Below are 13,665 nucleotides of genomic sequence, written 5' to 3'. Positions count from 1 at the left end.
TTATCACCTATGGATTTATTATTGTTCCGCTGTGGGTATTATTTAGTATTTTTAAAATCTCTTCGGGAGCTCCCTCAATAACAATGGTTTTTAATTTTGCCCTGTCGATAATTTTTGATGCCAATGGGTCAATAATCGTGGAGCTCCCTGCTTCAATTGACGCTGAACCAGTAATATTTAATAATTCTTTTGTAGTTAATTGTTTTATTTTTTTAGCATCAGCATGTTTTCGCGGGTCTTTATCATATACTCCATCTACATTTGTAGCTACTACAAGCATATCGGCATCAATATATTCCGCAAGTGATGCCGCAACAGCATCTGTTGTATGTGCTGGATGTGTTCCCCCCATTACCACAATTTTATTTAAATTTAATATTATTTCCGCATCCTTGAAATTTTCAGGCACTTTTTTAACGGCATAATTATCTAGTGCAGATATTAACAACATACTATTCATTCTTGTGGCAAGTATTCCAATTTCATCACAAAATGATTCATTTGCAAATTCTCTTGCAACAGAAATGTAAGTCCGTGCCGTGTTTCCTCCTCCGACCACAATACATATTTCATTATTTTCATCCTTCATTTTTTTAAACACATCAGCATATTCTTTTATTTTATCTACCGATGCCCCTTCTTTAGGCATTAATACAGAACCACCTAATGCAAAAACTATTTTCATCATATCTCCTTTATTATTTTGTTTAAAATATAATTGTATTGTTATATTCATTAAGTTCATTAGAATATTTTAATGATATAGTTATAGATATTATATATAAATAAGTGCCACTAATTTGTAGTGGGTATGTGTTTAAAAAGGTTATCTATGTTTACTATAAAAAATAATTATCTGTATTTTAAATAATTTATTGTTGTAATTGTGTTTTTAAATGTTCTTTGAATAGAAAAAAATATTATAAATATATAATATATATTTGTGTATTTTTTATGTATATATTATTATTTAAAGATGTTTTAATTTTCTTGTCGTTTTATCGCTTTTCCTCGTTGCATTTGTCCACAAATGCCGAACTATTTTTAACTACGAGGTTTTTTACAAAAATTGGGGTTATCATGGAGCTAAGAATTGATAAAACCACTATTGCCACGAAAAATTCTCGTGATAAAATTCCAAGTTCAAGTCCAACAGATGCAGCAACTAATGATGCAGATATTTTGGGCATGGTCAATAACCCACCACATAAACTTTTTATCTTGTCATATTTCAATATTCTGAAAGATGTATATCCAGAACCTATTTTTAAAACCGATGCTGTTATTATTGTTGCCAATATTAACCATATATTGTTTAAATCATATAATACACTAATATCTGTCGTCATGCCCAGCGTAAGGAAAAATATCGGTATAAAGAAACCATAACCTATTGCATTTAAATTATTATTTAATAGTTTATCATGTTCTTCTTTTGATAACGCTTCTGAAACTGCAATTCCAGTTATAAACGCCCCAATTATTGGATGTAGGCCGATATATTCTCCCGCAAGTATTGATATAAATATTATAAATAATACGAAATGTATTTTTTGCACATGCAATTTAGCAAATTTTTTGAATATTATTTTTGAAATAAATGGTATGAATATTAAAAGAGAAATAATATATCCAAATACCATCAATATGAAATATACTATATCTAAATTTTGAGTTGCAGAGCTCATTTTTATTATTGCAGATAAAGCTATCAAACTAAACAAATCAACAAGAATTGTAGCACTTAATGCCGTGGTTCCAAACCGTGATTTTATCATATTCAATTCATCCATTAAACTATATATTATTCCAATAGAATGGGACGAAAATATTGCTGCATATAGTAGGGCCCCAATGGTATTTAATCCAAAAAGTTTTCCTATGGCATATCCTCCAATAGCAGGTAAAATTAACGAAGAAAATGCTATAAATGTTGAATTTTTAAATTCTTCTTTTAATGTTTTATTGTCTAATTCCATTCCGGCTAAAAACATTAAAAATATTGCTCCAAACATTGCGAATATTTCTAATGCTGCATCCAATTTAACTAGTCCAATTCCATATGGGCCTATAATAATACCAGCCAACATTACGGAAGTGATGCCAGGGATATTGAATTTTTTTAGTATTTCTGGGATTAACAATATACATGATATTATTATAAAAAACATAAAATATTCATCCACGATTTCCCCCTTTGCAGATTAAGATATTTTCCTCTTTTTTCGGATAATTTCCCGCTCTATCTTATCACTTGTGTCTTTTAACCTACTTGAAACACTTCTGGGAACATCGCCATGTTCTGATAGTATTTTTGCTATACTACTAGCTAATAAAAATATGGCATAAACATGTTCTGCTTTTGTTCTGTGGATATGATGGGGAAATATTTTTAAATTATCGTAATTTTCGAAATATTTTTCAATAGTATTTCCAAATTTATTATTTAGGTCTTTTCTCATATATACCAAAATCTGATGTAGTTGGATGAGCTCATCCTTCTGCATGTAATCACCGAATATTAAATTTAAGGAGTTTAGCTATATTAAATAGACAATTATATGTTTTTTATTCGTCCAAAATAATCAAGGAAATATAAACTTTTAAGTGTTAATTATGCTGATTAAGTATATTTTCAACAAAGCTAATAAAATCAGAAGAAATTCTTTCGGATTTCTTTACTAACTACGGCCTCGTAAATCCTCTGAAAACGCAGTTTTCAGGAAATTATGGGGTATTCAATAGTTTGTTCATATATATGGAGCGGTAAATCTACAATAATTACGCGTATGTATGTCCAAAATAAGGGCCATACACTACAATGGTTATTAATACTATAATAATAACCTTTATGTCAATACAATATAACGCAAGATGTTGACATTATTATAATTCCTAGGTCTTAAAATATTAATTAATTGCAACTACAATACATAAATGTGATATTGATTTGGGATTTATTATTATACCGGGAGCTCCATGTTTTGACATAACATCAGATAAAAATCTCCGATTATTATTACTCGAAATCAGAGATTTCGATACCACATGTTTCGCTATTAACTATAAACATACCATGTTTTTTAGCATGTCATGAGAAAAAACTTTTAACTTTGCCGGTTTTTTTGTAATATTTATATCTCTTCCAATTATTATCGGAGAACATTCATGGAATAAATCTGTTATTTTTTGAGTAATTGGCATATCTGACATAACCATTTGAATATCTGATTTATCTATTTTATCTAATTCGCTGTAATGTATGGTTTTTATAATATTGTCGTTGGTTATTATTTTTATATTGTCTGTGTTGGATATGTCATTTAATAGTGATTCAATATATTCCCACTGTTCAGAACAATCTTTTTTTAATATTTCAGAAATATCGCTTTGTTTAATCTCTATATTATTGTCTTCTTTTATATTTTGATTATTTTTCTCAATATTTTCGTCAATAACCTTGGTATTATTCCTTTCATTTTTCGAAGTTTTGGATACAGGGAGCTCCCCTATATCGTTTGTCGCGTTTTCAGAGATTATTGAATCAATTGATATTTTACCACTGTCATTATTGTTATTTATGGTATTACTCCTATATTCTTTGCTTTTTTTTAATAATTCGTTACATTTGTTGGAATGAAATTGAATATATTGTTCTATTGGTATTTTGGACCTTAAATATTTTACCACTTCTTTTTTGGTGAGCTCCTCTACTTCCCTACCCTTCGGAGCTCTGGCTACATAATCGATATCGCAAGTTTGAATGGCCTCTTTTAATATTAGTTCTCCCCCGCGGTCCCCGTCTGTAAATATTGTGGTGGTTTTTTTCTTAGATAATTCTATAATGGATTCTGGAATGGATGTTCCTCCAACCGCTATGGCATTTTTTATGCCACATCGTAATAAATTTAGAACATCAGCACGCCCTTCAACAATAATTATGGTATCTGAATCCTCAACATTTGGGCCAGATGGTAACTTTTCATTTCCCATCTCGATTATTTCTTCTGACCTTACGAATTCCTTTATTTCTTCGGCTATTTCGTAGGTATCTATTGTAGTATCAACTATTGATTTTAAAAGTTCTTTTGCCCTATCCGTAATATATTGTCTCTTTTTGATTCTTATGTCTTCTATATTTAATACTTTAATTGTTGCAATACATGGCCCTACTCTATCAAGTGTTTCAATTGTGGCAGCAATTATTGCTGTTTCAACTCTGTCTAAACTAGATGGAAAAATTAGTTTTGCGTATGATTTTCCATTTATATTTTCAAGTTCAACATCTATCCTCCCAATTCTTCCACTTTTTTGGAGGTCCCTTAAATCAAGGTCGCTTCCTAAAAGTCCTTCGGTTTGACCAAATATTGCTCCAATAATATCATGTTTTTCAACATATCCATCAACTATAACTTTTGCATAAATAACATATTTTGTTGTGCCTATTTCTATCATCATATTATCCCTCCAACTCCCTGCCAGTCTCACATAATATAATAATATATAATATCTACATAGTATATAATATAACAATTCAACTAATTTTAAATATATATAATAAATAATATAATTTTGATGTTTTTACTATATATATAATATGGTTTTCTTGTATAGTTTGTTCAAAAGTGTGTTCTAATATATCCAAAAAAAAATTTTTAGGTTATGTAAAATAGTATACTTAAAATAATAATAGAATATTTAACTGCAAAAATTCATTGAAAATACTATGAATTATGGCGTATTCAAAAAGTTTGTTCATGGAGCTTTAAAATTTTCCAAAGGAAAATTGTTATAATCATAATAATCTACAAAAGACCATATGTTTTTTTTGAACCATCTCAAACTTTTCCAGAGGAAAAGTTTTACGACTGTAAAAATGGCTTTGCGATTTTGAAGAATCAAAGATTTGGTTCCGAAGGAATTTTGGGAGCTCCCTACACACCATATATGATATATTTTATTTTTTATACATTTATAATATACATTTAATTATTTATTTTCTAAATTATTAATTTTATCAAATAATATGATTTGACAATATTTTGACCTAAAGGGATATATAATATCATAATAAATAATTATATCATATTAATTAAAAAGAATATACTCGGATATAGATTATAGTATAATAAAAACCAAATTTTATTAAATCGCTTTGATGAATCCCTTTCGGTGATTTTATGAAAAAATATGTATTCATAGTTGGAATTATATTTTTATTGGTTAATGGATGTAATGCTATGAATTATAAGTGGAGTTCCACCATACCAATTGAATATATTCCCCTATCGTCAATAACTAGTGAAAAACAGTTTGATTACTACCTGAATAACGAAAATATTGTAATATTTTATACGGATAAAAATTATTTATCTTCAAACGACAATATATTTATGGGTAATGACGATGAAAAAATAATTGCTATGCCTAAAAAAATCCTTATGCCAATAGATGCAGAAAAAGGAATTTATGGAATCAAACCTAAAAAAATATTGATGACAAATCCAATAAATCCAGATGATAAAGATATTTTAGATTTTGTTGGAAATTATGTTTCAGAGAATAATGGAAGTTTTGCATATATAAATAAAGTTCCACCAAAATATGAACAAGTGGTTATTAATGGTGTGGCAGTGCAAAAAGTGGTTCCAGACGAAAATGGAGAATATGCCATAAGTGTTGCAAAAAGAAAGATAAAAGTAGATATGATTGACGACAAATTATTAACTAAAAAAATAAATTCAATTAAATCGTTGTCGGAATTATTGAATATCAATATTACATATATCTCAACAGGTTCTGAGAATATAAAAGACATTAAAAAAGAAAATATTGTGGACAATAATGAATTGAATGATTTATTAAATAATTACTGGTTTAAAAAATGGTATAATAATCAATATACTCATATTCAATATACTCCATCAGATGTAAAAACTAAATACAACGCTAAAAACTTAGATATATTGGCAATGAGTCATTATCCTATGATATATGTTGATAAAGCACCAGAAACATTTGAAAATGACCCAACGGGTGGATATTATCCTGAAACCATAAGCTATGAAGGACCAAATAATACAGGTTATTGGCAGAAAGGAGCAGAATCTGAAAATAACTATTACCACTACGAAAAAGGAGAACCCAATTGGAATGATAACGACGAATATAATTCTAACTGGTATTATGAAGGAAGCTCCGTCTCACCCGCAAATGACACCGAAATGAATAATAGATACGAATATTTTAATTATTGGTTTGTAAAGAATTATGCCTATGCACTAAGTGAAAATGTAGATGGATTATTATTGTATTCCAATGATAAAACACTTTACAATATGGTATTTGGAAAGGAAAATAAAAATATGTTTTGGAAATTAAACATTGGTGACAGGGTGGATTATGTTGTAATCCCTGGCCATAAAGAAATATCAAAAGAAAATAATATTACAATAATTAAAGTTCCGGGATTATTAAATAATGAAGTTTATGGAGTTCATTATATTAAAGAATATTATCTTGAACCACACAATGAAGAATTTGGAGTATATGTTGCAGATAGCATATATTATGATAAAAATAAAATATATGCCTTAAAAGATAATTATACTTGGATTTGTTCATTTAAAAATTATGCAGACTGGAGTAATAAATATACTACAAATAATATTGTTATAAAAAAGGGCAATATAACTACAAAATACAATGAAAACATAAAAATAACAATATATAACAAAAATATTAAAGATATAAATAATAAATTATTCTCTAAATATTCGATAGAGGAATATAATAATGATTTAAATAAAATTGTAATAGAAAATCCTCCAAAACGATTGGGGCTCAATAATTAAAATAATGTATTTATAGATGTTTGGGGGCCTAAATATATATGGTGAATCGACAATTGAATGTCCTTCATTGGAATAACATAGTTAATTGTATATAAAATTAACACAAATTATCTATCGATTTATTATCTTGTCGATTTAATATAATGAATATGTGGAATTTCATGAAACATTGATATAAAAACATTGATATATGTCATTGGATTTTTCTATATTTTTGGAACCCAGGGTGATGATTTTGAAAATAGGATTTTATAGCATTCAAGGAGGAACCGGAAAAACCACAATCGCTACAAATATGGCATATCATTTAAGTAAAATCGTAAGAACTATTTATGTGGATTGTGATTTATACGGAACTACTGCTCCGATGTTATTTGGATTTGAAAATAATGTAAATACCCTAAATGCATACCTAAATGGAGACATTCCATTGGAAGATATGATTCAACAATATGATACATTATCACTGATATTATGTGATGCCACACCAGAAGCTTTCAATACCAATTCAAACCCTGAAAAAGTCGTGGAATTAATAAATTTAATGGAAAAAGAATTTGATGTAGTTATATATGATTTGCCGCCCAATATAACAGAAGGAAATCTATTATTTGTGGGATCGGAAAGACTAAATAATATAATAATGGTATCAAATGATAGTATTCCAGGAATAGCAAATACATTAAAAACAGCAGACTTATTGGATGAATTAGATATTGGCATTATAGGAACAGTAGTAAATATGGATATGGGGAATGTTCAATTTGAAGAAGTTGTTGATAAATTGTTGGCAATATTGCCTTATGATAAAAAAGTTGAAAAACAATATATAGATAATGTCCCCATAATAGATATTAAAAATTCCAAATTTAGAAAAGAACTTATAAAATTATCCGATGAGTTAGCAGGAGCATATATTGAAGAAGGAATTGCAACAGAAAGAGCATTGAATATTGCAAAAGATTTAAGGGGCGCAATTATTGGGGAAGAACCTTTGGAGGATAAATCGGATGAGGACATCGATTTTGATATGGACGATTTTGATATAGAAGAATTTAATCCAAAAAGATTATAGTCAATCTTCGAACCGTTCCACTATATTTTCGTAAATAAGACTATATTCTATTAATATGCCCTATTCAACTCAATATTTGGGACAATAAAGGGACAGTTTTTGAACTTACTATATAACATATCTATAAATTATATTTGGTGGATAAATTGTTAACAAAAAGAATTATACCATGTTTGGACATTAAAAATGGAAGAGTAGTTAAAGGAACAAATTTTGTGGAGCTCCGTGATGCAGGTGACCCAGTAGAGTTATCAAAAATATACAATGAGCAGGGAGCTGACGAATTAGTATTTTTGGATATTGGGGCATCTCATGAAAAACGGGATATAATTGAGCATTTAGTTGAAAAAACAGCTGACCAAGTATTTATTCCATTAACCGTTGGAGGAGGAATAAGAACCACCGACGATTTTAGGAGAATACTTAGGGCAGGAGCTGATAAAATATCAGTTAATACAGCGGCAATACACAATCCAGATTTGATAAAACAATCAAGTGAATTATATGGTGCCCAATGTGTTGTGGTGGCAATTGATTCAAAAAGACATTATGTTAATGAGGAGGATTTAGATTCAAAACAGCTTGAAGATAAAAATGTCGTTAAAGTTGATAAAAATAAATATTGCTGGTTTGAAGTATTTATTTATGGAGGTAGAAAAGAAACCGGCATTGATGCTATTGAATGGGCTAAAACAGCTGAGGAATTAGGTGCAGGAGAAATACTTTTAACAAGTATGGACGCAGATGGGACAAAAGACGGATATGACATTGAATTAACTAAATCAATTTCTACCCATATAAAATTACCAGTTATAGCAAGTGGTGGTTGCGGAGCTCCCCAGCATATTCATCAGGTATTTGAATATGGTAAAGCAGATGCTGCACTTATGGCAAGTATTTTGCATTACAGAGAATACACTGTTGGAGAGTTAAAAAAATATTGTATGGATAAAAATATCCCTATGAGATTGTAATATATTTTTATTAATTATTTTAATTTTCTTATTTTTGTAGTTTAAGGAAGGGTAGTTTAGGAGCTCCTTGCACTAATTATATTTAATATGCCAATCTTGTGGCGTATAGTTATATAATAAATATATTTAGGAACAATTTACATCATAATATTTTAATATACTAATTTTATGTTGGCACATATTTACACCATAATTAATCTTCGGACTTTTTCACTAAACTATTCGTATTATTAAAAGCTAAAATCACTAATTCATTACTTAAATTTAGGACGGATTAGGGACAGTTATTGAACTTACTATAAACCTATATATATTTAAAATTAAACAAACTTTTCGAATACGATATATTTATGGTGTAATCTTTATATATTATTTTAACAACTATTTTGTATAAAACAACATAGATATAAAAAATCGGTGAAAATATGGCAAGAAAAAAAGCAGTTAAAGTAGAAGCTGACCCAAGATTAAATGCAGTAAATGAGGCCCTTAAATTTATAAAAGATGGAATGATTGTAGGATTGGGCTCAGGGACTACGGCAAATTTATTTATCGCGGAATTGGGCAAAAAAATATCGGAAGAGGGTTTAAATGTATTTGGAGTTCCAACATCATTCGAATCTCGAATGATGGCTATTCAGTATGGCATCCCATTGGTATCTCTTGACGAATATGGAGAGTTAGATATTGCGGTGGATGGTGCTGATGAAGTGAATAAAGAGACATTAAATGTTATAAAAGGTGGCGGTGGTTGCCATACTCAAGAAAAAATAATTGATTATTGTGCAAAAGAGCTCATAATTATTGTGGATGAAAGTAAGCTTGTGGATTCATTGGGGGAAAATACACCAGTTCCTCTTGAAGTTCTTCCATTTGCATATTCTTCCGTATTAAATGAATTATTGAAAATGAATTCAGCACCTTCAATTAGGATGGCAGATAAAAAAATGGGCCCAGTGATTACAGATAATGGAAATATGATTATTGATGTATTTATTGATTTAAATAATCCCGAAGAAGTTGAAAAACAATTAAACAATATTCCAGGGGTTGTCGAAAATGGTATATTTACAAAAGTTGATAAAGTGATAGTAGGAAAATCTGATAAGGCAGAAATATTAAAAAAATAAATATCATTAATCTTCGGTCTTTTTCATAAATATACTCTACAATTAAGCCAAAATAGCCTACTATATTACTAAAAAACATAAAACCACATATAATTAGGACAGATAAGGACGGCTATTGAACTTACTATAATTAACCGAAAGAATGGTTTAAATGAAAACCTTCGGGTTTTCATAGCTTTTTAAGTGGGGCAAAAAATTAAAAAGAAAATTAAATTTTTAATTTATATGATATTCAATAAATTAAAAGTCCAAAGGAATTTTATAAAATAATATATCAAAATCAAATATTTTAATTTTTCCAGGGCCAAATAATTTGTTTTTGGCAAATTGAAATATATAATAATATTTAGTATATATAATATTGGTGGTATGGTGGAATCTTTATCAAATAAATCTCCTGGGACATACACTGTTTTAAATATGAATGGAGATTTTAAAAAATTATGTGAATTAGGAATTAGGATAGGTTCAAAAATAACCATCATTTCTTCAAATATTGACCCAATGATAATAAGGGTAGGAAATTCAAAAATAGCAATAGGTAAAGAAATAGCAAATTATATACTTGTTGAATGAGATAATATATTGTTATATTGTCCGAATTATAATGTTTAATATTTAATTAATTATTACTATATAGTGGGTTTATTAAATGAATTTGATAAAATTATTAAAAAAATATTTTGATAAAATTATGCATTCTATCGCAAAATCTTCATGCTCGGGATGTAATAAAAAATGTCATAAATAAATGTAATCAATATAATTATTATTGTAAGGACATATATATTGAGATGTTATTATTTTATGGAGCTCCCCTAATAATCATGCCGATATCTTAATATTTTTTAACGATTATAAACATATAGAAATAGATTATAATTATATATTGGTGAATATATGGAAAATACCGTGTCATTGGTGGGTCAGCCAAATGTTGGAAAAACCACATTATTTAATTTACTTACTGGAATGAGACAGAAGATAGGAAATTGGGCAGGAGTTACAGTAGAAAAGAAAGAAGGAATTTTAAAAGATGGTAGTAATAAAGAATATGCAGTTGTAGATTTGCCCGGGATATATTCTTTAATGTCTGATTCAATAGACCAAAAAATAGCAAGAGATTATATATTAAAATACAGTGACATTGTGGTTAATGTAGTTGATACCCCCAATATTAATAGAAATTTATATTTAACTTTACAACTTCTCGAACTTGGAAAATTTCCCATATTATGTTTAAATTTAATTGACGAAGCCGAAAAACACGGATTACAACTCGATATTAAAAAATTAAGTGAGAAATTAGGAAATTTACCTATAATCACTTCCTCAGGTAGATTTGGAATTGGAGTGGAAGAATTAAAAAATGCAATATATAGTTATGAATACAAAGAACCACCTATAATCAAATATTCTGATATTCTTGAAGATGGGATTAATAAAGTTGTGGAAAAAATAAATGAATATTATCCCAATAATGCCATTCCCGATAAATTTAAAACAGTTCCAAAAAGATGGATAGCATTATCATTATTTGAAAGAGACCCTGATGTATTAGAATCATTTAATAACCCAAAATTGATGGATTTTGTGCAACAAATAACGGAAAAAATTGAGTCTGAGATTAAACATGATATTGAAAGCTACATTGTAGAACAAAGATATAAAAAATCTGATAAAATTTTAAAAGATGTAATAAAAGAACAAAATCAGGTATATGATGATATTGACCCCATAGTATTACATCCGATATATGGACTTTGCATTTTCGGTATTGTAATGTATCTTATGTATAGTTTTGTTTTTGGTGTTGGAAATATATTCTCAGGATATGTGGCCATGATATTCGAATATGTTGGAAATTATTTAACTTATGCCCTACCTCCGCAATATGTTGGTGTTGTTGTTGATGGAGCTCTGGCAGGAGTTGGTGGTGTGTTGGAATTTTTTCCTATGATTGTATTAATTATGCTTTCATTGTCATTATTGGAGGATACAGGATATTTGTCCAGAGTAGCCGCACTTATGCATAAATACATGTCAAAAATGGGATTGGGTGGAAAATCCATTATCCCATTTATTGTTAGTTTTGGTTGCACAGTTCCAGGATTAATGGCATCTCGGTTTATGTCAAATCATAAAGAGAGATTAATTACCTTATTAATGGCTCCAATGATGCCATGTTCTGCACGGTTTATAATTATTGGGTTTATGGCAGCGGCATTTTTCCCAGAAAACACAGTATTGTTTACTATTGCTATAATAAGTATAATGTTTGGAGTAATTTGGACAGTATCATATATATTGAGCAAATTAATAAAAGGAAAATCTGAGGAATTTATATTTGAGCTCCCGCCATATAGAACTCCTGATTGGAATAATATATTAAAATCAACATGGGATAAAAGTAAATCTTTCTTAAAAAAAGCAGGGACTGTAATTGTTGCTGGTTCTGTTGCATTTTATTGGCTTTTGAATTATCCTACTGTTGATAATAGTTATGCTATTGCGATTGGTAGGACATTAGAACCAATAACCTTATTAATGGGCATAGATTGGAGGGGGGCTCTGGCATTATTGTTTGGAATTGTGGCAAAAGAGTTGGTAGTATCTACTATGGATATTGTATATGGTGGAAATTATGCAAATATCCTGACACCATTAAATGCTTTTGTGCTATGTATTGTATCTGTGCTTTATGTCCCGTGTGTGGCCACAATTGCTGCATTTTATGTTGAAACAAAAAGCATAAAATGGACTACATTTTCAATATTATTCCAAACATTTGTGGCTACAATTGTAGGTATTATAATTTATAATGCTGGAACGATGATGGGATTTTAAGCCCCACATAGTGATAAAAATAAATCAAAGATAAATAAAAATAGTAGTATAATATATAATTAATACATAATGGGGGGCATTATTATGAAAGAGGATATTTACATTGTAATACCAGCATACAACGAAGAAGAATTAATAAAAAGCACATTAAAAAAATTAAAAGATGAAGGATATAATAATATAATAGTTGTAGATGATGGGAGCTCCGATAAAACATATAATCTTGCAAAAGATGAAGGGGGCGTTATAGTATGCAAACATATTATAAATCGGGGATTGGGGGGAGCTCTTGGAACAGGTATTGGCTGTGCATTATTATATAATCCAAAGGTAATAGTTACCTTTGATGCAGATGGTCAGCATGACCCCAAAGATATTGAAAAGATTGCAAAACCAATTTTAGAAGATGAATATGAGGTAGTAATTGGTAGTAGATTAATGGATAGAGATGAAGTAAAAAATATGCCAATTATTAAAAGGGTGGGCAACTGGGGTTTAAATTTTTTAACATATTTAATGGGCGGACATTTTATAACAGATAGTCAAAGCGGATTAAGGGGCTTTTCATACAATAGTGCAAAAATAGTTGCCGAACAATTGAAAAGTAATAGGTATGAAATTTCTTCTGAATTTGTCGTATTGATTAAAAGAAATAAATTAAAATTTAAAGAAGTTCCCATAAAAACAATATATACAGAATATTCAATGGCAAGGGGAACAAATGTAATAACTGGGTTTAAAATACTTATTAAACTCATATTCCATAAACTGCATTAATATATTAA

The 13,665-nt window shown here is 28.9% G+C and carries 11 protein-coding genes; 7 read left to right on the top strand and 4 right to left on the bottom strand.

All coding sequences use genetic code 11. The features are described from left to right. Positions 1 to 7 precede the first annotated feature (7 nt). The 4 genes from pyrH to dnaG form a co-directional block, all read right to left on the bottom strand. Positions 8 to 685, bottom strand: a complete 678-nt coding sequence (pyrH, locus tag MAEO_RS03710; RefSeq protein WP_011973459.1) for a UMP kinase — start codon at positions 683 to 685, stop codon at positions 8 to 10. A 313-nt stretch (positions 686 to 998) separates the two neighbouring features. Beyond that, positions 999 to 2,186 (bottom strand): cation:proton antiporter, encoded by a 1,188-nt coding sequence (locus MAEO_RS03705; RefSeq protein ID WP_011973458.1) that lies wholly within the window; start codon positions 2,184 to 2,186, stop codon positions 999 to 1,001. Between the two features lie 18 nt (positions 2,187 to 2,204). Next, positions 2,205 to 2,507 carry a UPF0058 family protein gene (locus MAEO_RS03700; RefSeq protein ID WP_011973457.1) on the bottom strand — a complete coding sequence of 101 codons (303 nt, stop codon included), beginning with the start codon at positions 2,505 to 2,507 and terminating at the stop codon, positions 2,205 to 2,207. Positions 2,508 to 3,063: 556 nt separating this feature from the next. Then, a complete protein-coding gene (gene dnaG / locus MAEO_RS03695; protein WP_048062478.1) occupies positions 3,064 to 4,452 on the bottom strand; it encodes a DNA primase DnaG in 1,389 nt (462 codons plus the stop codon). A gap of 728 nt (positions 4,453 to 5,180) precedes the next feature. Here dnaG and MAEO_RS03690 point away from each other — a divergent pair. The 7 genes from MAEO_RS03690 (at position 5,181) to MAEO_RS03660 (ending at position 13,657) form a co-directional block, all read left to right on the top strand. Continuing rightward, positions 5,181 to 6,854 carry a hypothetical protein gene (locus MAEO_RS03690; RefSeq protein ID WP_011973455.1) on the top strand — a complete coding sequence of 558 codons (1,674 nt, stop codon included), beginning with the start codon at positions 5,181 to 5,183 and terminating at the stop codon, positions 6,852 to 6,854. A 235-nt stretch (positions 6,855 to 7,089) separates the two neighbouring features. Continuing rightward, positions 7,090 to 7,929 (top strand): MinD/ParA family ATP-binding protein, encoded by an 840-nt coding sequence (locus tag MAEO_RS03685; RefSeq protein ID WP_011973454.1) that lies wholly within the window; start codon positions 7,090 to 7,092, stop codon positions 7,927 to 7,929. 146 nt (positions 7,930 to 8,075) lie between these two features. Further along, complete coding sequence (gene hisF / locus MAEO_RS03680) at positions 8,076 to 8,903, top strand: imidazole glycerol phosphate synthase subunit HisF (RefSeq protein WP_011973453.1); 828 nt, start codon at positions 8,076 to 8,078, stop codon at positions 8,901 to 8,903. 425 nt (positions 8,904 to 9,328) lie between these two features. Continuing rightward, the gene (rpiA, locus tag MAEO_RS03675; protein ID WP_011973452.1) at positions 9,329 to 10,033 is read left to right on the top strand and encodes a ribose-5-phosphate isomerase RpiA; all 705 of its coding nucleotides are present in this window, start codon (positions 9,329 to 9,331) and stop codon (positions 10,031 to 10,033) included. Between the two features lie 369 nt (positions 10,034 to 10,402). Then, positions 10,403 to 10,609: a FeoA family protein gene (locus MAEO_RS03670; RefSeq protein WP_232202542.1), complete on the top strand. Its 207-nt coding sequence runs from the start codon at positions 10,403 to 10,405 to the stop codon at positions 10,607 to 10,609. A gap of 324 nt (positions 10,610 to 10,933) precedes the next feature. Continuing rightward, positions 10,934 to 12,880, top strand: a complete 1,947-nt coding sequence (gene feoB / locus MAEO_RS03665; protein ID WP_011973450.1) for a ferrous iron transport protein B — start codon at positions 10,934 to 10,936, stop codon at positions 12,878 to 12,880. 84 nt (positions 12,881 to 12,964) lie between these two features. Further along, a complete protein-coding gene (locus MAEO_RS03660; RefSeq protein WP_011973449.1) occupies positions 12,965 to 13,657 on the top strand; it encodes a glycosyltransferase family 2 protein in 693 nt (230 codons plus the stop codon). The last annotated feature ends 8 nt before the right edge of the window (positions 13,658 to 13,665 follow it).

Origin of the sequence: Methanococcus aeolicus Nankai-3 (assembly GCF_000017185.1) — an archaeon.
GTDB classification, from domain to species: Archaea; AGJL01; Methanococci; order Methanococcales; family Methanococcaceae; genus Methanofervidicoccus; species Methanofervidicoccus aeolicus.
This window is presented reverse-complemented; position numbering and strand designations above follow the sequence as displayed.

What these genes read in the sequence shown, in the direction of transcription:
- pyrH (WP_011973459.1), bottom strand. Translation starts at nt 685, where the DNA reads ATGAAAATAGTTTTTGCATTAGGTGGTTCTGTATTAATGCCTAAAGAA.
- MAEO_RS03700 (WP_011973457.1), bottom strand. Translation starts at nt 2,507, where the DNA reads ATGCAGAAGGATGAGCTCATCCAACTACATCAGATTTTGGTATATATG.
- MAEO_RS03690 (WP_011973455.1), top strand. Translation starts at nt 5,181, where the DNA reads ATGAAAAAATATGTATTCATAGTTGGAATTATATTTTTATTGGTTAAT.
- rpiA (WP_011973452.1), top strand. Translation starts at nt 9,329, where the DNA reads ATGGCAAGAAAAAAAGCAGTTAAAGTAGAAGCTGACCCAAGATTAAAT.
- MAEO_RS03670 (WP_232202542.1), top strand. Translation starts at nt 10,403, where the DNA reads ATGGTGGAATCTTTATCAAATAAATCTCCTGGGACATACACTGTTTTA.
- feoB (WP_011973450.1), top strand. Translation starts at nt 10,934, where the DNA reads ATGGAAAATACCGTGTCATTGGTGGGTCAGCCAAATGTTGGAAAAACC.
- MAEO_RS03660 (WP_011973449.1), top strand. Translation starts at nt 12,965, where the DNA reads ATGAAAGAGGATATTTACATTGTAATACCAGCATACAACGAAGAAGAA.